Below are 22,961 nucleotides of genomic sequence, written 5' to 3' on the forward strand. Positions count from 1 at the left end.
ATGTGTTTATGCTTGGGCAAAGAGAGGGAAGAGAGAGAGCCTAGTGGCAGGTAGGAGGAAAAAGAAGAAGGACTTGATAGCACCTATGCTTTTTCAAGGCAGCTTAAATGCAGAAGGATTTGAAGGGTGGCTGGAGCGATACTTAATACCGAGTTGGAGAGGCCATCTGTTTTAATTATCGTAAGGGTAGGATAAAGGAGTTGGTGGAAGCTGGGGGACATGAAGTAGTTTTTCTGCCCAGGTACTCTCCAGACCTAAATGACATAGAGCATGATGTTAGTGCTCTCAAGAGGGCAAGGATGCATGCCGACATTGGAACTTCTATTGATGAAGTGATTCGGAACTACTGTGCTTGCTAGTGTCTCATTCTTGTTTGAATTGACTATACAGCAACAGAATTGTAGAATTGCGGGCGGACAAGGTTGTCGGTGAAGAGCATTGGGGTCGGCAGGGATTGATGGGTAATCTGCCTTACAAATTACTAACAAATCGCTGCAGCTGACCTTGTGCTACAACACTATCTACGTCGTTCAAAACAGAGGCGTCTTATGAAGATTGTTAAACAAACTCCTAATCAGTTGATCATAATTAAGGAGAATGGCTCTTTTACCCCAGCAATATTTGGATTGTTTTTTATAGGAATTACCTCTTTAATCCTCTTTGATTATGCGTATAATGCAGGCCTGATGGAAATCATCTGCCAGCGTTTGTCCAGTGAGGTCATTACTTGAATCTCGCTTCTTTGGTCTTACTCAAGATGAGCCTATTGTCATTCCAGAAGTGACTGAATCCAAACTTTTAGAGGAAATTCGTGAGGATGATGATGGCAGAGACTATAAGGTCTATCAAGTTATCTTGTTAAGTCGAAAAGAAAATCCTGTCCCTATTACTGTATTTTCTTCTAAATATACACAGCAGGCAAGAATTTTAGATCATATTAATACATTTATTAAGTCTAATGAACCCAGTTTTATACTTCACTATGATACTGGTTCAATAGACGAAATAATACTTATTATTCCTATGCTTGCTATGATTGCTATTGGGGTAATTATCCTCATATTCGCTTTTTACAGTGAGTCTTTTATCCTCGATAGGACTATGAATCGACTCTACATAAAATCATCGATTACCCCTCTTTGGCGATGGCGAAAAGAGTATAGCCTCACGGAAATAAAAGCTGTCAGCATTGCTGAAGACAAAGATAGCGATGGAGATACTTTTTATAAAGCTGAGATTGCCTTAAACTCTGGGGAATGTCTAACTCTAACGAGTATAAATCACCTTTCTGATTTAGAACAATTATGCCGGTCGATTCAACAGTTTTTAGATCATGCTTTACCCTATCATGTTGATTTTCATTATCGAAAAACAGAAGCTTCTGCGGCAGAACCTTCTGAAGCAGTCCATCAAGATGCTGAGTCTTCTCTAGTTTTTGTAGGTAAGTATGGTACTTATTCGACACAAAATCGTTCGATTGAAACTATGCCTGCTTCTTGCCGTTGTCATCATCAGGATCTGCTAGGTTTAGGCTTTAAATTTCTGGGGGAGCTACAGATTCAAAAGATCTCCATGGTTTTATGGTGTTATGCCCATAGTAAAGCCGATATCTATGCTGTACTTTATGATGCGGCTTCAATGCCTCCTATTCTTGATTTGTATAGTACATTTCTCAATGGTGCTTCCTTAACAACCTCCAACTCAAAGTCCTGGATTAAAGACATTCCTAAATGCAAAATTTACAGAAGTATTTACCCAAATGCCTCAACTCAAGAATTGTATAGACATCATTCTCAGCGGTTGATCGCACTCATTCCCCAGTTGGGACGTACTCGCTCGATAGGTGATTTGCGTGATTTGGCTATTTCCATCGATGACTATCGCGGCCGTGAACCTTCCGGTTTAGTTTATAAAGTTCTCCTCTATATTCGTCCCATTTGGTCATGGCTAATGACAGGCAGTGTGTATTGAGAAGAAATAGTGAGAAATAATTTTGCTGAAATCTTCAGCCAACACAGCCCTAAACCAAATGTCAATTCCTTTGCACTTCATTACTGTCGATGAGCTAAATGTTATATGTTGCTAGCTCTGATAGATAGCTGACTTTTGAGATGAGGGATCCCTGGTATGAAAAGGTAATCTTTTCAAGATGAGAGTTCCATTCTCCATCAAAGTCACAGCTGTTGCAGCTAGATGATGATTGACTTGTGATCATAAGTTTTAGACTTTAGCTCCTAGGACAACTGAATTTGCTCTCGTACCCGTTGACGAAATGCTTTTAGAACCTTATTTCTACCCAAGGTTTTACTTTCTTTCAAGTAATGGGGAATCATTTGCTTCAGATCTAAGCCTGGGAAATTGGGGCTTTCCAGTACTTCCTGATATTTGCCAAAGTTCAGTCTGTTAATTTGCAGATTTCCTTGGTCAAATCGCCAGAGCTCTGGCACCTGCAAGGCTTCATAAATACTGGGATGAGTTCGAGAGCTAATATCAATCTCGATCGCCAGATCGGGAGGTGGATCGACCGCTAAATCAATGCGTTTCTTGCCGCGAATTGTTGCTTCATTCTGAATATAGAAACATTGATCTGGTTCCAGTCCTTGAGTGGTGGGTTTTTTGAAGGTTGTTGACCCTAAGCTACGAAACTCGATATCTAACTCTTCTAACAATGCCTTGATCAAATCACCAATAATCTCTTTATCATCTTCATGCTCCGGCAACGGTATCATCATCTCCAGCAGCCCATCGTCATAGGCTAATCGAACTCTCCGATGATCTCCCAATTCATCCAAGATAGTCTCAAATTCTTGCCAAGAGATATCTTGTAAAATAACTCGCTGACCCGATGGAACATGGATTCGCTGTAACTCTAATAGCATGGTTTTACCTTACCCAATAAACCATTCCATAAATATATCGGTAGCTCATTCAGGCGCCCTCCCTCGCTTCCACAGTTCTTTCCAAGTGTAATCCAAATTACTCGCCCCAAAATCTGGCTCTCGCTGAAATGGCTGCTGCACATACCGCACCACACAGCCCTCGCCTGGCAGGGTATAGGTGCCAGCCGTTGTCTTGACCTTGAACACAGCTCCTTCCGGAAACTCCCGATCTAGCGGCACCTGCACCAAAGCCAAGATAAGATGGCCGGGTTTATTGAGCGCCGTCAGGATTTCGTTTTTGGTGACGGTTACTGTTTCAGCCCCTGCTATCCTGCCCTTCACCTCGATTCAAAAGGGCTATGGTGCTCTGGGTCGTCCGTAGGACGAGAGGCGTTGGCAAAGCCTGTCGGAGACAGACGCGCTAGCGTGCCCTTGGCGCAAAGGCTGTAATTGAGGTGCCCATTCAGTAGATTCCCTTGAGCTAGCGCAATTGCGCATCGCCCATATGATCACCCATCCAGCAGCCGTAGATTTGCTAGAAGAGAAATTCTCCCGCGGGCTTCTCAACGAACAACTGGCGGAAATCGAGATGCAACTCCTGGATCTGGAGATCAGCACCGGTTCTCCCTTGGCGGGGCAAACGATCGGACAATTGGAGGTACGGGGCAAACAAACCTTTTTGATCGTGGCGGTACGGCGGGCGGATGGAACAGCCGTGTCTCATCCTCCACGGGAGCTGGTGTTGCAAGCAGGGGATCGGGTGGTGGTGTTGGGATATCGGGATGACATTCCCCAATTTGTACAGCGCTACAGCCAGCGACGGGAGCTGAAGTATCGGGGGGCACAGAGTTAGGCTCCTCTCTGATCGGCATCCGCAGATTAAGATCGAGGGCTAGGCCAACCAGAGGAACAATCCATGCAGGTGGAGTTTCGGGAATGTGATCCGGCAAATCTTTGGATCTGGTTTGAATTTACGGATCCGCCGGTGAAAGCAGAACTGGAGTACCTCAACGAAGTCTTGGAATCTTGGTATGTGCTGGGCAAACTGGGAGGGTTCAATGCCGAGTCCTTAATCGCCCAAGAAACCGATGGGGAGTTGAGCTACCTAGAGTACCCGGATGAGTCGGATCCCTTGCCCTCCCTGATGCACAACATGGGATCCCTGGAGGAGCAGGAGAATTGGGCCCGCTGTTGGTTTGATCTGGGCACTGCCGATGCCTTGGCGTTGGATGTGTTGATCAATGCCTTGCGCACCCTCAGCCGGGAGTACATCAACCTCATCCGGGTGATCATCGGCGGACAAAACGAGGACTGGCCCACTGTTGACCTAGAAGAAGCCGATCGCTATGAACACAATGGCTACGTTCAGGATCACTTTGGAGAAGAAGGGGATCTGGAATAGATCCCTCAACTGCTCAACCAGGGATCCCGCTTGTGTCGGCGGGTCGTAGATTCGTTAGCTCATCTCCTATTCCAAGTAGCCCAACTCCTGCATCCGCCGTACCAAGTCCGCATCGCTCTCCACATCCACCTTGCGGGGGGCGCTGGCAGGCCGCCGTGACTCGGCCCACGCTAACCATTGCTTCAGCCCCTGTTGCAGCCGGGTTAGCCACGTGGACAGGGAAGTGCCTGAGTCTGTATCCCACGCCCCTGCTGACAACAAATCTCGCAGTTCCTCTGGATCCGTTTCCAGGTTATAGAGGCTAGGGGTTTCTCCCGTCTGGATAAGTTTGGTGGATCCCTCATAAAGGGCGCGGCGGGTGGCGTAACAGGCTCGCTCCTGCAGCAATTGGTCATCCCGGTTTTCCATGGCCCGAATCAAAATGTGGGGCGGGAAGGCTTCGCTTAGCACCGTTCCCTGCTCGGGATCCTCCCCAGCCAGGGTGCGGGCCAAACTGAGGCGGGCAATCTCGCGGCGGATCTTCAGGCTAACCCGTGGGGCGCGGTTTTGGCTGAGAGAAAGGCTAGGACTAAAGCCTGCGGCTTCCAAAAGCGTATGGAACAGCCGGCGGGTGGAAACCGGTGTGGCAATGCGTTCGCCAGCGGGAATATGGCCGGGATAGCGCAGCAGTAAGGGCACCCGGATCAGTTCTTCGTAGACCACAAAGGCATGCCCGACAAACTGGTGTTCTCCCAAGCCCTCCCCATGATCCGCCACCACCGCCACCAGCGTATTGCGCTCCAAGCCAGTATGGCGGAGGGTTTCAAAAACGGATCCGAGGAGATGATCTTGATAGGCCACCTCTGCATCGTAGATATCGCTGAGCACCTGCGCTTGGAGAGGGGAGAGGGGCTCTGGCAAGGGCGCCATCCAACGGTAGGGCTGCACGTTATACTGTCGCAAAAAGTCGCGGGCAGCGCGGTTGCTTTTGAAATAGGGAGCAAATTGTTGCACAAACGGCTCTGGTGGCCAATAGGGCAGGTGCGGCTCCATCAAATTGACGAAACAGAAGAAAGGCTGGTTGGCCGAGCGGGGATCCGACTGGCGGCGGGCCATCTGCTGCAGGTAGCGGTTCAAATCGGCAATCGAGGCGGCGGTATTGCCCTTGAAATTGACCAAGCGCGTCCAAAGGGGCACCAGCCAGGGGTGCAGTGCCAACTGGAACAGCCGATCCGAGCGGGCAAAGGCATTTTGGACTGGGTAAGAGAGCTTGCGCCAAAACTGGGTATAGGCCGCGATCAGCCGATTGAAGGGCTGGGGCAGGGGGTTGCCTTCGGCAGGGCGGGTGGGTAGGGCACCCCCATAGTTGTAGAAGGTTTCAAATCCGCGCCTGAGGCCATTTTTCAGGATCCCGACCAAGGGGTTATTGCAAAACCCCACGGTTGAGTAGCCGCTAAACTTCAGCAGCTCCGCCAATGTGGGAAAGGAGGGACTGAGCTCAATATCCGCCTGTACCGTTTGGTGAGTGCTGGGGTATTCTCCCGTAAACATGGAGGCATGGGAGGGGATCGTCCACTGGGCCGGGGCGATGGCCCGCTCAAATAGGGTGGACTCCGATGCCAGTCGATCCAGATTGGGGCTGGTAGGGGTGCGTTTGGCCCGCTCTGCTTCCGACCAATAACAGGAAAGCCGATCCGCCCGCTGCGTATCCAAGACAATCAACAAAATATTTGGACGCTCTCCCGAGCCAGTTTTCGCTATTTCTTGAAAATTCACCACGCACCCACCCAAAACTTTTCTTAGGGTATCCTGACTGGCCTCTGACTGACCTTCCCGTTAGGGTATCCTCAAGGCACCGTGAATTGGGTTTGGCTGTTGCCCCGTACCTGAGCGGTGTTGGTTTGCCAGTCGAGGAGCGCTTCGTTGCCGCTCACCGTCAAGGTTTGACCCGGTTGCCGGTAGCGCACATTGCCTGTGGCCTGCAACTGAGTGGAGCCAATGCGCCAGCGGATCTCCTGCGCTGCGACTTCTTGTCCGGTTTGTTCGGCATAACCGATGACATTCTCCAAGAGTCGCAATTCTGTCTGCTCTGTGAAGGGCACTTGGGTGAGCAACTGTCCACCCCTGAGGCGCAAGGTTTGTTCAGGGGCATCAATTTCGACAGCCCCGAGAGCCTGGACTTCCCCGGTGGCCATCTGCCAAATGATGCGCGTAGCCGCCAGCACCAACTTGGGATCCTGATACTCCACCTGTACGGGTTGGCTAGGGTCGAGGTTCTCCAGTTGCATCTGATCTCGGCCAAAATCGATCACCAGTCGATCCCCCCGCAGGGATCCCTGTTGATCCAGCAGTTCAATGTGGACTTGTCCCTTGGCCTGTAAGAGGCGTTCCTCCGGCAGCCATTCCACCTGTTCCGCTTGCAACCGCAGGTTATCCCGTTCCGATTCCACCTGCACTTGGCCGGTCAATTCCAGCCGCCGGTCACTGGGGTAAACGGAGCCCCGTTCGGCACGGGTACGGATGGCCCGGTTATCTTCGTCAAAAAATTCCCCTTGGATCGACTGCAAATGGGCAGACCCCAAGCGCACAACGTCCTCCCCACCGCTATCGCGATCGGCTCCATCGTCGGCGCTTTCAGCCGGTTCGTATTCCGCCAGCCGAGCCTCTAACCGCCACAGGATCCCGCCATCCGGTTTGGCTTCTGTGAGGGTGATGTCTTCGTAGATCAACTGGGGTGTGGAAACGGGTTCGGGAGAACTGGGATCCCGTGCGGGTGGGGATTCTGGCCCACTACACCCCACAAGGACACCCACCAAGGCCGCAACCCCAAGCGAACTCACAATACGGAACGGTGTCGGCTGCATTTAACTTCTCTGGCTGGAGCTTCCTTCCTCATCGCTACCCTATCCTCTGCATTGAGCGCAAGGGATCCCGCTTTATTCGCTTCCCTTCACCAAAGCTGGATAGGTTGCCGATTCCCGCAATACAGCCTTTTTGCCAGTCACCCTGCACAGGGTATGTAACCCTGTTCTTCTTCCAAGAGCTATCGCGAACACCAGTATTGTCGTAGGAAACCCGCAAAAAGGCTGTAGTGCTCCATGCGCTGTATGTCTTCGTATTCTTTATGTATCTTTATGTATATTCTGTACACCTGCGGCTGAGCCAAGCGCGAGGCTAAGTGCTAAGTATGATCCCATCGCAAACCGTCACTCCCCAGGGGGCTGAGATCCTCTGTATTGGGACGGAGTTGCTCTTGGGGGAAATCACCAATACCAACGCCCAGTACCTGGCAACCGAACTGGCGCATCTGGGGATCCCTCATCATTACCAAACAGTGGTGGGGGATAACGAGGCTCGCATTCACCACGCGCTAGAGGTAGCCTGTGGCCGTGCCAACCTGATTTTGACCACAGGCGGTTTGGGGCCAACGCCAGATGATCTCACTCATGAGGCACTCGCCTCCTTCTTTGGGGTGAAGATGGTGGAGCACCCGCAGGTGTGGGAAGAGATTGTGCAAAAGTACGGGCAGCGGGGGATTGTGCCCTCGCCTAGCAATCGCAAGCAAGCCTTTTTACCCGAGGGAGCGGCGGTATTGCCCAATCCCATCGGTAGTGCCTGTGGCCTCATTTGGCAACCGAGGCCGAATCTGCACATTCTCACCTTTCCAGGGGTGCCGCGAGAAATGTGCAGAATGTGGCAGGATACTGCCGTGCCCTATTTGCGCTCGGTCGGCTGGGGGCAAGAGGTCTTTCACAGCCAGGTGTTGCGCCATTGGGGCATTTCCGAATCTACCTTGGCGGAACGGGTGGGATCCCTGTTGGCGGGCAGCAACCCAACGGTAGCCCCCTATGCCAGCCAGGGGGAGGTGCGCCTACGAATAACCGGACGGGCCCCCACTCGTGAGCAAGCCCAAGCATTGATCGCCCCGGTGGTGGAGCAGATTTTACACATTGCTGGGGAAGATTACTTCGGCAGCGACGAAGCCACGTTAGCCAGTGTGGTCGGGGACTTATTGCTCAAACGGGGGCAAACCCTGGCGGTGGCGGAATCCTGCACAGGCGGGTTGCTAGGGCAGTTGCTCACTGGGATCCCGGGCAGCTCCCGCTATTTTCTTGGGGGAATCATCGCCTATGACAACCGCATCAAAACCCAACTGTTGGGGGTGAAGCCAGAAACTCTACAGCAGTACGGGGCCGTCAGCGAGCCGGTGGCTACCCAAATGGCCTTGGGGGCCAAACAGACCCTCAGTTCGGATTGGGCCTTGAGCATTACGGGTATTGCCGGGCCGGAGGGAGGAACAGCCACCAAGCCAGTGGGCCTGGTGTACTTGGGGTTGGCGGATCCCGAGGGGAAGACAGAGGTGTACGAGTATCAGTTCGGCACCCTCCGTGGTCGAGAAGGGATCCGCTGGTGGAGCGCCCAAACCGCTCTGGATCGGTTACGGCGGCGCCTGCTAAAGCGCTGAGGGGTGCTGCAGGGTAATGCTAGCGGAGTGGGCGGTACAGGTGGCCCAAGGTGTGGCTGGAGTTACAGAGGTGGACATTACAGGTTTACAGGTCACACCTGCCTCAACTCAACCCACAGAGGAGATCTACACCGTTAAATCTGGGGATACTCTCTCTGCTATTGTTCAGCGCTTCTAGGGGGATGCCAACGCTTACCTGCGCATCGCCCAAGCCAACAACATCAGTAACTCCAACCTGATTCAAGTCGGGCAAAAATTGCGGATCCCGCGTTAGCTGGCTTGTTTGCTCAGCAGCTCTTGCAGTAGCTCGCGCGCTGCTCCCATGAAGCGCACCACATCGGGATGGTGGCTCCAGATTGGGTCTTCCTCTGGAAAGACTTCCAGTGAAAACATATCTTGGATGGCCTGTAGGTAGGGCAATATCAGCTCATAACTGGGCGGGGTGAGGTGAAAATGCAGCGACTCATCCAGCAGTTGCAGCATTTGCCGGACCAAGTCCCAGCTCACCTTCAGCGCCGGATAGAGCATGACGCAAAGGGGAAAAAGCTCCTGTTGTACAGCAGCAACATTGCCCTCCAAAGCACAAAGGCCCAGATAGACCTGGAACATTTCTACATCGCGGATGCTGGAGATTCGCACCTCCACATCCGTCAGCAAGCCGCTCTCGGTACGGTAATCGCTGAAACGTTGAGCCACTTCTCCACAAATGGATTCTGCCACCTGCGTGGTGATGGGCAACAGTTCTTGAACGGCAGCCAGGGGGGGAGACAGGGTCTGACCCGCATGGACAGCAGCAGCTGCGTAAGACCGTTGCAAAGGCATATAGAGGTGATCGTCCATCACCTTTAAGTATGGGTAGAAGAGGCTACGTTCCTGGGCCGATAAGGGCTGCAACACCAGTTGCCCCGTGTAATGGAATTGCATACTCATAAATCCCAACACCCGCGGATCCCGTTGGGTATAGCGAGCCCGTAATTGACCGCAGGAGGCAGCGATCTCAACCGAAAAGCGCTCTGGCGATAACTGCTCTTGGTAACTTTCTGCCGCTTTCTCAAACAGTTGTCGGGAATCTTCCGCGATCTGCCAGGGATCGATCAGGTCGGGATCCAGACGGTGGCGGGTCATTTCAGCAGTCAGCAACTTCTCCGTTTTTGCCCAGGCCTGGGAGCTGGCAAAGCGTAGGGATCCCTTTACCTTTTGGGCCAGTTGGGCATTAGGAGCCTCGATCGGTGCTGTTTGAGCTCGCAACTTCTGCACATATTTCTGTGCCCAAAGGGCCGCCAAACTGCGATCAGCGGTTCCCATCGATTCCATCGCTCTCGCCTCTTTCTCAGGTTACGGTTTGTTTTCTGCTATACCCTTATTACATTACCGTAACAACCCGTAGAGAGATTTACAGATTGTAAATCTCCATACGTATTTCCTTGTCCCCTCTGCCTCCAGGGCTGAGCTTGGAAAAAGGGCTTGGGATCCCCGCTTGACCTAGGGGCAATCTTAAAATCACCTGCAATCCGCTCGGGAAAGTGGGGTTTGTATGGCAAGATCGATCAGGATTGGATCGAAAATCCGGATCCCTCCTCTACTGACTTAACCCTTTCACGAAGGAAGACAGAGTATGTCCCTCCGACTTGGCGATACTGTTCCTAATTTCACTCAACAGTCCACCCACGGTGAAATCGACTTCTACTCCTGGGCGGGAGATAGCTGGGTAGTGCTGTTCTCTCACCCCGCTGACTATACCCCTGTCTGCACGACTGAGCTGGGCACGGTGGCCAAGCTCAAGCCCGAATTTGATAAGCGCGGCGTCAAAGTGATCGCTCTCAGTGTAGATGATGTGGAGTCCCATGTGGGCTGGACAAAAGATATCGAAGAAACCCAAAACACCACCCTCAACTACCCAATTTTGGCAGATGCGGACCGTAAGGTTTCCCAGCTGTACGACATGCTGGATCAAACCAACATCAATAAAGAAGGGTTGCCCCTGACGGTGCGGTCGGTGTTCATTATCGATCCCAACAAGAAGCTGCGCTTAACCCTCACCTATCCTGCTAGCACGGGCCGTAATTTCGATGAGTTACTGCGGGTGATCGACTCGTTGCAACTGACGGATAATTACAGTGTTGCTACCCCTGCTGACTGGAAAGATGGGGATGATGTGGTGATTGCCCCTTCCTTGAAAGATCCAGAAGTGCTGAAGCAAAAATTCCCGAAAGGCTACAAGGAAGTGAAGCCCTATCTGCGGCTCACGCCCCAGCCGAATAAGTAGGGAGTCGGTCAGAGTTTGGGTCGATGGCTTGAACTCCGGTTTCTATTGGCTCTAGGGCAAGATCTGGTAAGAACTACTCTCGATACTGGGATCCCCTATTACAGGGGATCCTTATCTATCAAATCCCTTTCCTACATATCAAAACTGTCAAAACCTCAAAGTTCCAGAAGGCTTAATTGCAAGCTCGAGTTGGTTTTGGGTTTGGGGCTGGCTTTTTGACGGGAACGGGGAGATATCTCCAAATGAGCCACAAACCAAGTCCGTAGGGCTTGTCGTTCTTCCGTATCCAAAGCCTGTAAATCTAAGGGGGCTGGAAACAAATCTCGTTCCGGTTGCAAGGCCCAATGGATCTCAGAGGGAAACTGCTCCCAGCCAAAGGGAAGCCACTGCTCCGGCAGCCCGGCCAAGTGAGGAACAAGATCGGTACTGTGGCGAAAGGTTTGTCTGAGCTTTTCTAGGTGCTGCACCCGTTGTTGGCGTGCCTCTTTGTAGTTCAATATCGGAGGAAGATATCCGGGTGGGGATCCCAGTTGCTCTGGGGGGATAGACCGCAGTTCCGGTAGCCAGCGCTTGATAAAGGATCCCTCGGGATCGCAGCGATCCACAGCCGCTTGGCCGGGGTTTTGACACTCCCACGGCTAAAGCGCGTGGGATTCTTGGTTCAGCGAGCCGACTTGTCTGGAGCAGTTGCCTGATTCAGATAGCGGTCGTTCTCTCCCCAAGCGTGAATTCCGGTATGCCCTACCGTACTCAGTCCTTTTCTCAAAATGTTGATGGCAGCGTTATGATCCCGGTCTTGAATGTGCCCACAGTGCCCACAAACATGAGTGCGAGTCGAGAGCGACTTTTTGACTGTCTCACCGCAGTTCGAGCAATTCTGGCTGGTGTAGTGGGGTGAAACAGCGACCGTTGCTACCCCAAACACTTTGCCAAAATACTCTATCCATCTTCTGAACTCACCCCAGGCGGCATCGCTGATGGATTTAGCCAAGTGGCGATTTTTAACCATATTGCGAATCTGCAAGTCTTCAAACGCCACGAAGTCGCTAGACTTCACCACGTACCTTGCCGTTTTTACAGCAAAGTCTCTACGCTGGCGTTGTACCTTCAGATGCGCTTTACCCAACCGTTTAACAGCTTTCCTCCGATTATTGGAACCTTTAGGCTTTTTGCTGACCCTGCGCTGCATCCGCTTGAGCCGATTCTCTGCCTTGCGCAAATGGCGTGGATTCTCAACGGTATTGCCGTCAGAATCACTCAAGAAGTAGTTCAACCCTACATCCAGCCCGACTGTTCGTTTAGTTAGTTCCTGCCGCTCGCTGCGCTCTACGTCCAGCACAAACTGCACATAGTAGCCATCAGAGCGGCGCACTACTCTAACCCGGCTGATTTGCTCAACCTGATAAAAGTTGAGGTCACGAGTCCCTTTGAGCTTGAAGCTACCGGCCTTGAACCCGTCTGTGAAGTTGATTCGCTTGCGGTCAGCAGAGAGCTTCCAACCCGTAGCTTTGTACTCAACACTGGCACGAGTCTGGTACTTCTTGAATTTTGGGTAGCCCTTCTTGCCGGGAACCTGTTTCTTGCAGTGATCAAAGAATCGAGCAATAGCAGACCAAGCCCGTTCAGCGTGAGCCTGACGAGCTTGGGAATTGAGCCGTTTAGCCCAAGGGAAATCGGGATTGTCTGCCAGCACTTTGCAGTATTTGTACAGGTCGTTGCGCGTGACCCCCCGGTTATCCATCCAGTAGCGAAGACAAGAATTGCGGATGAAGTTGGCAGTCCGAATGGCCTCATCCAAAGCCTCGAACTGTGCAACTTTGCCCTTCAATTTTGCCTCCAGTACCAGCATTCTTACTCCAGACTGCTCAGCTTAATTTGTTCTAGTATGGCAGTACATTTTATTGAGCAGCAAGGATTGTATTGTTCGCCTACGGCTCACATCGCTTATATCCCAGGGCTAAAGCACCTGGGCTTTACGCTCAATTCTGTAAATGCGTGTCCAGGGTTTATCCACACAATGAGTTACCCCCGCTTGCATCGCCCACTGATAATGGTCAATCGGGCAATCCCCATCGATGAGGTGACGCATAAAATGCAGGGCGCCGTAGCGCCAATCCATGCCCAACAGGTTGCTCAAAAAGCTGGCATAAATCGCCCGAACTCGGAAATTAAGGGAGCGATACCCGCCTGTAGTCAGCAGACACCGTGCTGCCGCATCCACGATCGGGAAACCGGTTCGCCCCTCCTGCCAAGCGCGGTATAACTCCGGATCGAAGTTCCAACCTTGTTGGTCAAAAACGCTGTATAGAGAGCTCAATTCCAACTGAGGCAGATAACGAAACCGTTGTGTAAAGCCGGATCCCCAGCGCAATCGTGAGATCAACTGCTTAGCACTCCGCCGTTTCCGCTCATCTGGCTCACCTTGCACGGCCTGCTGCACCGTTTGCACACATTCCCGCACCGAGATCACCCCAAATTTGAGGTAGGGGCTTAAGCCGGTGGTCACTTCTGCACTGGGGTAGGAGAGTTGCCAATAGTAGCGCTGGGCCTTGTGGCGCAAAAACAGGTTCAGGGTTTGTCGGGCTGCTGCGGTGCTTCCAGCAGGGATCCGCTTCTCGTCGGGGGTTAATCCCAACTCAGCCAGGCTGGGTATGGGTTCTGAGGATATCTCTTCCGGTACCGCGACCTGGATAGGGGTTGGGATCAGGGGATCCGCCATTTGCTCAAACCAGAGCTGGCGATAGCGGGGATAAGAGACAAACTCCGGTACGCTACCGACAGGATCAAACCAACGTATTTTGATTCCGGCTGAGGCGAGGATGCGGTTCAAACGGGCATCTCGGGCTCGACCATAAATGCGCTCACAGTCGCTGTAGGCGTAGATCCCTTCCGCTTGGCTGCTGTGAACCAGTTGCGGCAGGATTTCCAGGGGATCCCCCCGTCGTACAATCAGCCGTCCGCCCCGTTGCCGCAGTTCCCGATCCAAGGCTCCCAGACAACCGAGCATGAAGGCCACCCGCGCAACTCCCGTTTCGGGGTGATGGAGCAAAGCCGGATCTAGTACAAACACTGGGATCACCTGCCCACGCCGTGCCGCTCGCTCCAAAGGGGCATGATCTGATAGGCGCAGATCCCGCCGAAACCAAACAAGGGTGCGATTCATGGACTTGGCTCCAACGGGATCCCGTTCCACCTACCCATGGCTCAATTGCCCGGCTTACTGGATACTCAGTTGCTTCACAAAGCTTAACCAATTCCTGGCCCAACTGCACCTCACAGAAATCCAGATCGGCGCATGGAATATTCCAACTGATGCAGGCTGTACTCCTGGGCCAACCTTGCCTGTTCCAACTCAATGCGGTGAGCTAAGGCTAAGGTTTCCTGTTCTGGATCCGTGAGGTTTTGATCCGCTGCACCCTCAACGGCCTCTCTTTCGCTGCGGGGCCAACTGTGGCGCAGAGCTTCTTCCAGGCGGATGTAGTAGTGGGTTAGCAACACGATCTCACCTCCTTTGTGTTACAAGTATACTACATAAATAATACATGCCTGTCAATTGCATTTCCTGCTGGGGTTAAACCGGCTCTGGGGGTTGCCGGATCCGCTCCTGCTCTTGCCAAAGGCGCAACAGTAACGCTTCCACTGACGGCTCCTGTTGAGTGACCAAGGTGCCTGTATCCACCTCCGAGTTGGCGGCCAACCAAAAGCCGGTCAATTCCACCTCCAGCCACTCCTCATCACAAGGGATCCAATCCAGATCGGCGGGCAGTTGGGAGGCACAGTCCAGGGGCAGCAGCAGGGTGCCAATGGCGATTTCTTGCCAAAGGGTTTCCCCAACACAGGCCGCCAACTGATGCTGTTGGTGCAGCCAATCTTCTTGAGACTGGGTCACCCGTTCCACATACACTCCGGTTTCGCCATAGATGAGTTTCAACATGGGATGAAGCCCCTAGAAGGATGATTTGAGCAATTGTGTGGTCCTGGATTAAGGGATGAAGAGACAACCCACCGAGCATGAAGGCACTAAAAAACCCCGCCTCTGGAGTTCGAAGCGGGGTCGGGGAAAGGAAGTTTTCCTTAGTGAGGCACAGCTAGCCTGGCCCTATACCGACGGCTTCGGTGGTGATGGAAAATGCCATAGCAGGTTCTGGAGAAGCTCCCTTGCTGGATAGGTTCTAAGACAGTGGAGATCAGGGCATTGAGGAATAGGAATCCTGTGGAACGACGGCGAATGCCGGCCAGTGGGGCAGCCATGGATCCCTGAGCAGCCTGGGGCTGGGCAAAAATGAAGAGATCACCCCGATGAACCCAAGCGCAACTGGCCCACAACGAATCCGCCAGCCAACCCAAGGGGCGGCCAGAAGGCATCAGCGGTAGGACAGTGGGACGAAACATGGCTTTGGCTCTGATCCGAAAAGGTTTCAACACAAGGGGAACGCCTCCACGACCTAGAGGATCCCTAACTGGCTAACATACTACACTGATGCTACAGGGATGTCTAGTCTCTTTTGAGCGTTTTCTGGGTCATTTTTGCTATTGGGATCGGATCCGAGTCGCGGCTTGGGCGGGACTCATCTCGCCAAGAGACTTTTCCTTCAATAGCTTGTTCCCAATCTCTGCCGTTAAAGGTGGGGAACTGGTAGTTTTCCAGGGGGATCCCATCCAGGCAGCGTACATTCACATCGATCTTGTCGGGATCCGAGCGGGGAATATAGAACGGGTGCATGCCACACACTCGGCAGAAGTGGTGCTTGGCGACGTGAGTGTTAAAGCTATAGGTCGCCAATTCGGTTTGGCCGGAAAGAAGCTGAAACGCCTCCGGGGGCACGATCAAGTGAATGAAACCCTTCTTGGTGCAAATGGAGCAGTTGCAGAGGGTGGCGGTGTCGAGATCCCCTTCCACAACAAATCGAATCTGCCCACAGTGGCAACTTCCTTCGTAGCGCTGCTTAGCCATCGTTGTTTTGGGTGTGGGTTGGGATCCCTGGGGAATGCTCGATTGGGGATCCCCATGAAAAGTTTACTCTTCTGATGGCTCTTCCGAGAGAGAAGCGGTTTCTGCTGCCTCCTTGGCTAGCTCATCCACCGTGAAGTAGCGATGAAACTTATCCGTCACTCGTAACCACTGCGAGCGGCTGCCCTCCTTGCGATAGCGGGTAACAAAGCCTTTTTCCACCAACTCAGCCACGTGCTGATAGGCGCTTTGCCCGCGCAATTCCACCAATTCCGCTTGCGAGAGTGGCCCCCGCAGAATGATCGTTGCCAAGGTACGGGTGGCCCCAACGCCGATTTCGGGGGGCAACAGCTGATTGGCCAGTTCCAGAAAGGGTTCCCGCAGTTGCAGGGCAAACCCTTCCCCCACCTGCAACACCTCCAGAGCCGAATCGCGGTGGGTATAGTCTTCCATCAGCTCCAGCAGCGCATCGTAGGCATCCTCGCGGCTACAGTGGGCCAACTGGGCCAAAGCTGACAACTCCAAAGGCTGCCCCTTCAGGTAGAGAATCGCCTCGATCTGATTTTTGAGCGCAAAGGAACGTTCCAGAGAGGGATCCCTCTCCTGCAAGTCCAGCAAGGGATCCGAAACCGACCGAGAACGACGAGGGGCCATATTGATCCGGGATCCGCTCAACTTGCCTGGTAGCATAGCAGCTGTTTTGGGCTGAGGGATCCCCTGCTGATCTTGAACCCAACTGGGTGGCTTCAGGCGAACATACGTGCTTCTTTTGGGGGCAGAAACTCCGTCGTCAGAATTTCGCTGGCATCGGGCACCCTCTGTAGGCCATAGCCTTCCGCCACCTGGGCCAAAGAAGTCTGCAACCGTTCCAGATCCACGGCACTGACTCCATTCGCTCGGGTATCGGGAGTATCCCAGTAGTTGGCGATGGTGTACTTGAGGCGGGCCAGCTCGGTTTCTTGATCCAGGGCATCGGCTCCTTCAAAGTGCTTGGGCAAAGTGGCAAAAGCCGCTACGGGATCCTGAATGGTTTCTACCAACCCCTTCACGTATCCGGCCACAAAGCCTCTGGCAATATCCGGATTTTCCCGCACATACTGCAAGCGGCTCATTACAATCGGGCCGTAAAGGTTGAGGCCGTAATCGTTGAAGTAAAACACCTCCAATTCATCTTCGGAAATGCCAAGTTTTTGTAAGCTGGGCACCACCGAAGGGCCAAAGCCCGAAATGGCCTGCACTTCGCCACGAGCCAAGAGGGGTTCCCGCAGTGCTGGTTCACAGTTTACCCACTCCACCGCCTCTGGATCCACGCCGATGATATTGGCCAGCACTGGCCAGAGACGCCGAGCCCCATCTCCTGCCGGGGCGCCAATTTTGACCCCAGCCAACTGCTTGGGATCCGTAATGCCGTTTCTCTTGAGGGTGAAAATGCCACCTGGATGCCGGTTCGACTCAATCACCACAGCAATCAGGGGCACTTCGGGGTTTTTCTCGTTGAACTCCATCATCGAGTACATATCCCCTTTGGAAAAGGCGTAGCGACCTGCCGCCAGTTTGGAGAGGGCATCTGCGGATCCCGCCCCCCGCTCAATCGTGACATTCAAGCCATTTTCCTGAAAGTAAACATTGCCGGCACATCGCGTCGAAGCTCGGTGAGGGCAATGTCGTTGGACACCCGATGAACCAAGAATCCCTGCGCCTACCGCTAACGCGGAAGCAAGCTAGTAGGCGGGGGAGTTGTCAATGTTGTCAATGGTGAGTGAAAGGGCTGTAACCTATGCGTGGGGCAAAAAATGGAGGGCATAAGCCTGTCTGACGTCCAACTGCGACTCTACAACTTGGAGAGCTACCATATCTTCAAAGTAGCGATGCCAACGTTCATCGGTCATTGCCCCGATCCCTAGAGTGGCGGCATCCCCTGAAGTGAGTAGACCGTAGTCCTTCAGGGCTTGGTGACTGTAGGCCAAAAGGTCATCGCTCATGTTGGGGTTATCCTGCTGAATCAAATGGTTGCCCGGTCGCGGATCCTGCAAGTAGCTTTGCCAACCCTCACTGGAAGCAGCCACAAACTTCTGAACCACTTCCGGCTGCTGTTCAGCGAAGCGACGGGTGGTTTCTAGGGTTGTGGCATAGGGAGAGTATCCATAATCGGCTAGAGGAAACACCACCGGATCAAAGCCTCCCTCCTGGCGCACCCGAAAGGGTTCGGCGGTAACATATCCCTGTTGTGCAGAGTATTTATCCAACAAAAAGGGTGCAAGGCTGAAATTGTAGGGGCGCTTTTGTTCGTCGCTGAAGCCAAATTTGGCTCGTAAAAAGGGCCAGTAGGTCAGATTTGCCCCGGGCGAGACCCAAATCGGTTTGCCCCGTAAATCTTCGAGATGGTCATGGCCTACCCCTGGATGAGCCAACAAACATTGGGGATCCTTCTGGAAAAAGGCCGCCACCGTCACCAAGGGGATCCCTGCTTGCAGAGCCGCAAGGGCATCTGGGCTAGAGCCGATTACAAAATCGGCTGCTCCTCCCGCCAACAGTTGCAATACATTCACCCCTGTTCCCCCCATGCGGATTTGCACCTGCAGGCCATAGCGGGCGTAAATGCCGGTGGCAAGGGCTTGGTAAAACCCACCGTGTTCCGCTTGCGCATACCAGTTGGTGACCAGACGGATAACCTTGGATCCTGCTGCTGGGCTGGCCGGTCGGGATCCCCATCCCACTGCCAACAGGGCGGCTCCATTCACCACAAAATCTCGTCGGGGCCAACGCTCCCCAGTCACAGCAGACATACCCACGGGATCCTGAGTGCGAAAGGGCTTTTCTCCAGCCTAGTCTGGATTGCAACTGCCTGCAGACGGCAGGGATCCCTGTTTTGGGGCAGGATTAGACACAGGACGCAGGATCTTTCTTGACCATGGGCAAGGTGTACTTGGTGGGGGCAGGGTTGGGAGGACGGGAGGGCCTGACGGTGCGGGCGCTTCAGGTGTTGCGGCAGGCGGAGGCGGTTTGGATCGATGAACTGGTGGATGAGCGCTTGCTGGTGGAATTGCCCGGTCAGGCGCAGCTGTGGCGACGGTCTGGGGAGTCTTCTGTGCAAGAGGGAGTCCTGTGGCTGATCCAACGCTGCCATGAGGACAAACAGGTGGTTCATCTCAAGTCTGGGGATCCGCTGATTTTTGGCCGTACCCGCGAAGAGGTAGAAGCGCTCACCAAGGCTGGCTGCCCTTTTGAGATTCTACCGGGGTTATCTTCCGCTCTGGCCGGTCCCCTCTGGGCAGGGATCCCTTTAACCGATCAGCACCTGAGCCGAACCGTTGCCGTGCTGACAGCCCATGAGCTGGAAGCTTTACCCTGGAGTGCTTTGGCTCAGTTGGATACCTTGGTCATCTTGATGGGATCCCGACAACGGCAGGCAATTGCGGCCCAATTGGTGGATGCAGGGATCCCCACCCAGCGACCTGTGGCCTTGATTTGGGGGGCAGGGCAAGCCGAGCAGCAGGTTTGGGTGGGAGAGCTGGGGGAGCTGCTGCAGGGGAAGGAGTTGAGCCCTTCCCGCAAGAATCCCCTGCCGGCTTTATTGGTGATTGGGGAAGTTGTTAAGCTGCGGCAGCTTGTTTTACCTGGGATCCCACCCTTGCCGGAACCAGCCCCCTTGGCGGGTAAAACCGTCTTGGTGACCCGTTCGGAAGGGCAATCGGAAGCCTTTCGCCAGCTGCTGCAGGCCCAAGGGGCGCGGATCCTGGAGATGCCCACCCTGGTGATTCAACCCCCCGACAGTTGGGATCCCCTTGATCGGGCGATTGCCAGCTTGGCCCAGGTTGATTGGCTGCTGTTGACTTCTGCCAATGCCGTCAGCCATTTCTTTGCCCGGCTGCACCATCACAAACAAGACAGCCGTGCCCTGCGAGGTCTCAAGGTGGCGGTGGTGGGATCCAAAACGGCAGCCACCCTGGCTCAGTACGGTATTCATCCCGACTTGGTGCCCCCAGAGTTTGTGGCGGATGCTCTTTTGGAAGTATGGCCACAGCCGGTGGCAGGACAACGGATCCTCTTTCCTCGCGTGCAGTCCGGCGGGCGGGATGTGTTGGTGCAGGGGTTGCGACAGCGGGGAGCTGAGGTGGAAGAAGTGGCAGCCTATGAGTCCACCTGTCCCCCCGCGGCAGATGCGCAGGTGGTTGCTGCCCTCAAGACCGGTCAAGTGGATATCCTGAGCTTTGCCAGCTCCAAGACGGTGCAACACTTTGCGCGATTGCTCCAGCAAGCAGGACTAGGCCCGGAAGTTTGGGATCCACCAGTGCAAATTGCAGCCATTGGCCCTAAAACCGCAGAAACCTGTGTGGCTGTGTTGGGTCGGGTGGATATTGAGGCCAAGGAATATACCCTAGAGGGGCTGGTGGAAGCGATGGTTTCCACCTTCCAAAGCAGACCAGAGCCTCCAACCAGGCGATAACCATTGGATAATACGGATCCCGGAGGATTAGGGAACATCCGGAGTCCCAGTATTCGCGTCGTCAGGGCAAAGGCGCAAGGATCACAGACCATGTGGCACACTGCCAAAACCTACGAAGATATCCTTTACGAAAAAAGCGAAGATGGCATCGCCAAAATCACCATTAACCGTCCCCACAAGCGCAATGCGTTTCGCCCCAAAACCATTCAGGAATTGATCGATGCCTTTTCCAATGTGCGGGAGGATCCCCGCATTGGGGTGGTGCTCTTCACTGGCGCCGGGCCCCATACCGATGGTCAATATGCCTTTTGCTCGGGTGGGGATCAAAGTGTGCGGGGTGAGGCCGGTTATTTGGATGAGGCAGGGATCCCCCGCTTAAACGTGTTGGACTTGCAGCGGCTGATCCGTTCCTTGCCGAAAGTGGTCATTGCCTTGGTGGCAGGCTACGCCATTGGGGGTGGCCATGTCTTGCACCTGATTTGTGATCTCACCATCGCCGCCGACAATGCCATTTTTGGTCAGACCGGCCCCAAGGTGGGCAGCTTTGATGGAGGGTTTGGAGCTAGCTACCTGGCACGGGTGGTGGGGCAGAAAAAAGCGCGAGAAATTTGGTTTCTCTGCCGACAATATACCGCAGCGCAAGCCCTGGAGATGGGTTTGGTGAATGCAGTGGTGCCGGTGGAGGAGCTGGAGGCGGAAGGGATCCGCTGGGCCCAGGAAATCTTACAGAAAAGCCCGCTAGCCATACGCTGCCTCAAGGCCGCCTTTAATGCCGATTGTGATGGTCAGGCCGGTTTACAGGAGTTGGCCGGAGATGCAACGCTGCTGTTTTACATGACCGAAGAAGCCGCCGAGGGCAAACGGGCCTTTCTGGAAAAGCGCCCCCCCAATTTTCGCCAGTTTCCCTGGCTACCCTAGCTGTGATGGAACCGCTGCCCAAAAACAACCCAAAGCGTATTCTAAAAGCTTGGTGTAAATTGGTGAAGCTAAGTTTAAAGAAAAGGCTTGCTCCCTCAGTGGGACTATGCTATTGGGAGGGCGCAACTCCTTGGCTCTGATTCTCAGCAATCTGAGTAATCTTAATCTTTCATGACTTTATTGAATTGAAATTGAATTGAAAGCAGATATCAGTATCACTCAAATTCTACAAAGTGTCTCCGTCCACATCTCAGAGGAGGGTCTGGAAAAGGAGCTAATTATACCCTTACTAGAGCTGTGGGGCTATCAACCGGGGGATTGGCGGCGGCAGATTGCTGCAGGAAGCGGGCGTCCTGACTTTATCATCTGTGCAAATGGCATGGATGAGCCTCACATGAATTATTTGATCATCGAGGTCAAAGCGCCGAAGAAAAAGCTAAAAAATCATACTTGGCAGCTGGGCACCTACCTTAGACAGACTCACTCAATCTTTGGCCTGCTAACCAATGGTTTAGAATTTGAGATTTACTACAATAACAATCTGGAAATTATTTGCCTAGCTCACCTTGACAAAAAGGCATTTGTTGATAAGTTTAATATCCTAAGCAAGATTCTAGGCCGTCAGACTTGCCTTCTCATAACTCGCCAACTCCAGTCTCTCCACCGTTCTTTTCATGCTAAGTTGTATCCACGTCTTCGTCAAATATTTCCCGAGTCTAGACAAATTGGTTCCCTACTCTTGCCGGATCCTCTACAAACCAGCCTGAAGGAAACTAAGACCGTGATCATCACAGTATTTAACAACAAAGGTGGGGTTGGCAAAACCACAACCACGATTAACGTGGCTGCTGCCCTTAGCAAGTTGGGCAAGAGAGTGCTTTTAATCGATATCGATCCTCAAGCAAATCTGACTACTGGATTAGGTATTAATCCTCTTGAGGATATTGAGCTAAAATCCGGAAAGGATGTTACCCATTTGTTAACTGAGCCGAAAGTTAAGATAGAAGAAGTAGCTATCTCCAAAAGGTGGCAAGATGTCAAACTGGATATTATTCCATCTCATATTCGTCTAAGTGATATGGAAGCCACCTTGATTCAGATGATTAATTCTGATCAAGTTTTGGTAAGGAAACTCAGCAAGATAGGTTCAGCCTATGATTATATTTTTATCGATACACCTCCTTCTTTTGGCAAGGTTAACACTATCTCCTTAATGGCATCCGATAGAGTCTTAATTCCGACTCAGCTAGCCCCCTATCCAATTCGTGCCCTTGAGTACGTAATGAATAGGATTATGGCTGTTCATGATGCTCGTGAGCGGCCTCTTTCCATTCTAGGTGTGGTGATCAGTATGTACAGTAGGTTGGCCGTTCGTCAAACCAGAGAGATGCTGGATGAAGTTGATAAAGTCCTCCAGAAACATCCCATGGGTCGAGAGGTGAGAGTGTTTCCCGAGGACACCTGGATTCCGCAAAGGAATATCGTAGCCAATTCTCCCGCCAAAGGATATCCTCTTTCTTATGCTGAATGGCTCTCCTGGACTTATGGTGATCAAGGATTACTAAGGCCAGAAAGCTGCTAATAATCTGGCTCTGAAGTTAGTAATGTTGGTAAACCCATACCCTTGTCGCTTGATTACCTTGATCCGGTTGTT

23 protein-coding genes and 3 pseudogenes are annotated in these 22,961 nt (G+C 52.9%); 10 read left to right on the top strand and 16 right to left on the bottom strand.

Annotated elements, in window-relative coordinates; all coding sequences use genetic code 11:
* Together JX360_RS14965 and JX360_RS14970 are read left to right on the top strand one after the other, a co-directional pair.
* Positions 1-359 (top strand): annotated as a pseudogene (locus tag JX360_RS14965) (transposase); the annotation flags it as partial.
* A 355-nt stretch (positions 360-714) separates the two neighbouring features.
* On the top strand, positions 715-1,971 hold the full coding sequence (locus tag JX360_RS14970; protein ID WP_244352519.1) for a hypothetical protein: 1,257 nt from the start codon (positions 715-717) through the stop codon (positions 1,969-1,971).
* A gap of 263 nt (positions 1,972-2,234) precedes the next feature.
* Here JX360_RS14970 and JX360_RS14975 read toward each other — a convergent pair whose 3' ends face one another.
* Positions 2,235-2,879 (bottom strand): Uma2 family endonuclease, encoded by a 645-nt coding sequence (locus JX360_RS14975; RefSeq protein ID WP_244352521.1) that lies wholly within the window; start codon positions 2,877-2,879, stop codon positions 2,235-2,237.
* 45 nt (positions 2,880-2,924) lie between these two features.
* Positions 2,925-3,227 (bottom strand): annotated as a pseudogene (locus tag JX360_RS14980) (protein NO VEIN domain-containing protein); the annotation flags it as partial.
* 142 nt (positions 3,228-3,369) lie between these two features.
* Here JX360_RS14980 and JX360_RS14985 point away from each other — a divergent pair.
* Complete coding sequence (locus JX360_RS14985; protein WP_244352525.1) at positions 3,370-3,732, top strand: TrkA C-terminal domain-containing protein; 363 nt, start codon at positions 3,370-3,372, stop codon at positions 3,730-3,732.
* A gap of 63 nt (positions 3,733-3,795) precedes the next feature.
* On the top strand, positions 3,796-4,281 hold the full coding sequence (locus JX360_RS14990) for a DUF3531 family protein (protein WP_244352527.1): 486 nt from the start codon (positions 3,796-3,798) through the stop codon (positions 4,279-4,281).
* A gap of 66 nt (positions 4,282-4,347) precedes the next feature.
* On the opposite strand, the gene JX360_RS14995 is transcribed toward JX360_RS14990, so the two are convergent.
* Both JX360_RS14995 and JX360_RS15000 read right to left on the bottom strand, forming a co-directional pair.
* Positions 4,348-6,036 (bottom strand): sulfatase, encoded by a 1,689-nt coding sequence (locus JX360_RS14995; protein ID WP_244352529.1) that lies wholly within the window; start codon positions 6,034-6,036, stop codon positions 4,348-4,350.
* A gap of 71 nt (positions 6,037-6,107) precedes the next feature.
* Positions 6,108-7,124 carry an LPS export ABC transporter periplasmic protein LptC gene (locus tag JX360_RS15000; protein WP_244352531.1) on the bottom strand — a complete coding sequence of 339 codons (1,017 nt, stop codon included), beginning with the start codon at positions 7,122-7,124 and terminating at the stop codon, positions 6,108-6,110.
* A gap of 323 nt (positions 7,125-7,447) precedes the next feature.
* Between JX360_RS15000 and JX360_RS15005 the strand changes: the two genes are divergently transcribed.
* Together JX360_RS15005 and JX360_RS15010 are read left to right on the top strand one after the other, a co-directional pair.
* On the top strand, positions 7,448-8,725 hold the full coding sequence (locus tag JX360_RS15005; protein ID WP_244352533.1) for a competence/damage-inducible protein A: 1,278 nt from the start codon (positions 7,448-7,450) through the stop codon (positions 8,723-8,725).
* A 16-nt stretch (positions 8,726-8,741) separates the two neighbouring features.
* Positions 8,742-8,903, top strand: coding sequence for a LysM peptidoglycan-binding domain-containing protein (locus JX360_RS15010; protein ID WP_244352535.1), 162 nt, complete (start codon positions 8,742-8,744; stop codon positions 8,901-8,903).
* Positions 8,904-8,995: 92 nt separating this feature from the next.
* On the opposite strand, the gene JX360_RS15015 is transcribed toward JX360_RS15010, so the two are convergent.
* The gene (locus tag JX360_RS15015) at positions 8,996-10,030 is read right to left on the bottom strand and encodes a hypothetical protein (protein WP_244352536.1); all 1,035 of its coding nucleotides are present in this window, start codon (positions 10,028-10,030) and stop codon (positions 8,996-8,998) included.
* A 310-nt stretch (positions 10,031-10,340) separates the two neighbouring features.
* Here JX360_RS15015 and JX360_RS15020 point away from each other — a divergent pair, with 310 nt between their 5' ends.
* Positions 10,341-10,991 carry a peroxiredoxin gene (locus JX360_RS15020; protein ID WP_244352537.1) on the top strand — a complete coding sequence of 217 codons (651 nt, stop codon included), beginning with the start codon at positions 10,341-10,343 and terminating at the stop codon, positions 10,989-10,991.
* Between the two features lie 155 nt (positions 10,992-11,146).
* Here JX360_RS15020 and JX360_RS15025 read toward each other — a convergent pair whose 3' ends face one another.
* The 10 genes and pseudogenes from JX360_RS15025 to JX360_RS15070 form a co-directional block, all read right to left on the bottom strand.
* A complete protein-coding gene (locus tag JX360_RS15025) occupies positions 11,147-11,596 on the bottom strand; it encodes an FAD-binding domain-containing protein (protein ID WP_244352538.1) in 450 nt (149 codons plus the stop codon).
* 56 nt (positions 11,597-11,652) lie between these two features.
* On the bottom strand, positions 11,653-12,840 hold the full coding sequence (locus JX360_RS15030) for an RNA-guided endonuclease InsQ/TnpB family protein (RefSeq protein WP_244352539.1): 1,188 nt from the start codon (positions 12,838-12,840) through the stop codon (positions 11,653-11,655).
* A gap of 108 nt (positions 12,841-12,948) precedes the next feature.
* On the bottom strand, positions 12,949-14,154 hold the full coding sequence (locus tag JX360_RS15035; RefSeq protein ID WP_244352540.1) for a deoxyribodipyrimidine photo-lyase: 1,206 nt from the start codon (positions 14,152-14,154) through the stop codon (positions 12,949-12,951).
* Positions 14,155-14,264: 110 nt separating this feature from the next.
* Complete coding sequence (locus JX360_RS15040) at positions 14,265-14,489, bottom strand: hypothetical protein (protein ID WP_244352541.1); 225 nt, start codon at positions 14,487-14,489, stop codon at positions 14,265-14,267.
* Positions 14,490-14,562: 73 nt separating this feature from the next.
* Complete coding sequence (locus JX360_RS15045; protein WP_244352542.1) at positions 14,563-14,925, bottom strand: alr0857 family protein; 363 nt, start codon at positions 14,923-14,925, stop codon at positions 14,563-14,565.
* Positions 14,926-15,065: 140 nt separating this feature from the next.
* On the bottom strand, positions 15,066-15,383 hold the full coding sequence (locus JX360_RS15050) for a hypothetical protein (RefSeq protein WP_244352543.1): 318 nt from the start codon (positions 15,381-15,383) through the stop codon (positions 15,066-15,068).
* 199 nt (positions 15,384-15,582) lie between these two features.
* Positions 15,583-15,945: pseudogene (locus JX360_RS15055) on the bottom strand (GFA family protein); the annotation flags it as partial.
* Positions 15,946-16,008: 63 nt separating this feature from the next.
* Positions 16,009-16,596: an SMC-Scp complex subunit ScpB gene (gene scpB / locus JX360_RS15060; protein ID WP_244352546.1), complete on the bottom strand. Its 588-nt coding sequence runs from the start codon at positions 16,594-16,596 to the stop codon at positions 16,009-16,011.
* 92 nt (positions 16,597-16,688) lie between these two features.
* Positions 16,689-17,633, bottom strand: a complete 945-nt coding sequence (locus JX360_RS15065; RefSeq protein WP_341830564.1) for an ABC transporter substrate-binding protein — start codon at positions 17,631-17,633, stop codon at positions 16,689-16,691.
* Between the two features lie 84 nt (positions 17,634-17,717).
* Positions 17,718-18,728 carry an ABC transporter substrate-binding protein gene (locus tag JX360_RS15070; RefSeq protein WP_244352548.1) on the bottom strand — a complete coding sequence of 337 codons (1,011 nt, stop codon included), beginning with the start codon at positions 18,726-18,728 and terminating at the stop codon, positions 17,718-17,720.
* Positions 18,729-18,853: 125 nt separating this feature from the next.
* On the opposite strand from JX360_RS15070, the gene cobA reads away from it, so the two are divergent.
* The 3 genes from cobA (at position 18,854) to JX360_RS15085 (ending at position 22,889) form a co-directional block, all read left to right on the top strand.
* Positions 18,854-20,389: a uroporphyrinogen-III C-methyltransferase gene (gene cobA / locus JX360_RS15075; protein ID WP_244352549.1), complete on the top strand. Its 1,536-nt coding sequence runs from the start codon at positions 18,854-18,856 to the stop codon at positions 20,387-20,389.
* A 90-nt stretch (positions 20,390-20,479) separates the two neighbouring features.
* Complete coding sequence (menB, locus tag JX360_RS15080; RefSeq protein WP_244352550.1) at positions 20,480-21,307, top strand: 1,4-dihydroxy-2-naphthoyl-CoA synthase; 828 nt, start codon at positions 20,480-20,482, stop codon at positions 21,305-21,307.
* 196 nt (positions 21,308-21,503) lie between these two features.
* Positions 21,504-22,889: an AAA family ATPase gene (locus JX360_RS15085; protein ID WP_244352552.1), complete on the top strand. Its 1,386-nt coding sequence runs from the start codon at positions 21,504-21,506 to the stop codon at positions 22,887-22,889.
* On the opposite strand, the gene JX360_RS18075 is transcribed toward JX360_RS15085, so the two are convergent.
* Positions 22,869-22,952 (bottom strand): hypothetical protein, encoded by an 84-nt coding sequence (locus JX360_RS18075; protein WP_425244331.1) that lies wholly within the window; start codon positions 22,950-22,952, stop codon positions 22,869-22,871. The genes JX360_RS15085 and JX360_RS18075 overlap by 21 nt on opposite strands.
* Between the last annotated feature and the right edge of the window lie 9 nt (positions 22,953-22,961).

Origin of the sequence: Thermostichus vulcanus str. 'Rupite' (genome assembly GCF_022848905.1) — a bacterium.
In the GTDB taxonomy this organism is placed as follows: Bacteria; Cyanobacteriota; Cyanobacteriia; order Thermostichales; family Thermostichaceae; genus Thermostichus; species Thermostichus vulcanus_A.

Excerpts from the sequence above, each read along its gene's own strand:
- JX360_RS15030 (WP_244352539.1), bottom strand. The coding sequence starts at position 12,840 with ATGCTGGTACTGGAGGCAAAATTGAAGGGCAAAGTTGCACAGTTCGAG.
- JX360_RS15020 (WP_244352537.1), top strand. The coding sequence starts at position 10,341 with ATGTCCCTCCGACTTGGCGATACTGTTCCTAATTTCACTCAACAGTCC.
- JX360_RS14990 (WP_244352527.1), top strand. The coding sequence starts at position 3,796 with ATGCAGGTGGAGTTTCGGGAATGTGATCCGGCAAATCTTTGGATCTGG.
- JX360_RS15010 (WP_244352535.1), top strand. The coding sequence starts at position 8,742 with ATGCTAGCGGAGTGGGCGGTACAGGTGGCCCAAGGTGTGGCTGGAGTT.
- cobA (WP_244352549.1), top strand. The coding sequence starts at position 18,854 with ATGGGCAAGGTGTACTTGGTGGGGGCAGGGTTGGGAGGACGGGAGGGC.
- JX360_RS14975 (WP_244352521.1), bottom strand. The coding sequence starts at position 2,879 with ATGCTATTAGAGTTACAGCGAATCCATGTTCCATCGGGTCAGCGAGTT.
- JX360_RS15015 (WP_244352536.1), bottom strand. The coding sequence starts at position 10,030 with ATGGGAACCGCTGATCGCAGTTTGGCGGCCCTTTGGGCACAGAAATAT.
- JX360_RS15045 (WP_244352542.1), bottom strand. The coding sequence starts at position 14,925 with ATGTTGAAACTCATCTATGGCGAAACCGGAGTGTATGTGGAACGGGTG.
- scpB (WP_244352546.1), bottom strand. The coding sequence starts at position 16,596 with ATGGCCCCTCGTCGTTCTCGGTCGGTTTCGGATCCCTTGCTGGACTTG.
- JX360_RS15035 (WP_244352540.1), bottom strand. The coding sequence starts at position 14,154 with ATGAATCGCACCCTTGTTTGGTTTCGGCGGGATCTGCGCCTATCAGAT.
- menB (WP_244352550.1), top strand. The coding sequence starts at position 20,480 with ATGTGGCACACTGCCAAAACCTACGAAGATATCCTTTACGAAAAAAGC.
- JX360_RS15000 (WP_244352531.1), bottom strand. The coding sequence starts at position 7,124 with ATGCAGCCGACACCGTTCCGTATTGTGAGTTCGCTTGGGGTTGCGGCC.
- JX360_RS15050 (WP_244352543.1), bottom strand. The coding sequence starts at position 15,383 with ATGTTTCGTCCCACTGTCCTACCGCTGATGCCTTCTGGCCGCCCCTTG.
- JX360_RS15070 (WP_244352548.1), bottom strand. The coding sequence starts at position 18,728 with ATGTCTGCTGTGACTGGGGAGCGTTGGCCCCGACGAGATTTTGTGGTG.
- JX360_RS15005 (WP_244352533.1), top strand. The coding sequence starts at position 7,448 with ATGATCCCATCGCAAACCGTCACTCCCCAGGGGGCTGAGATCCTCTGT.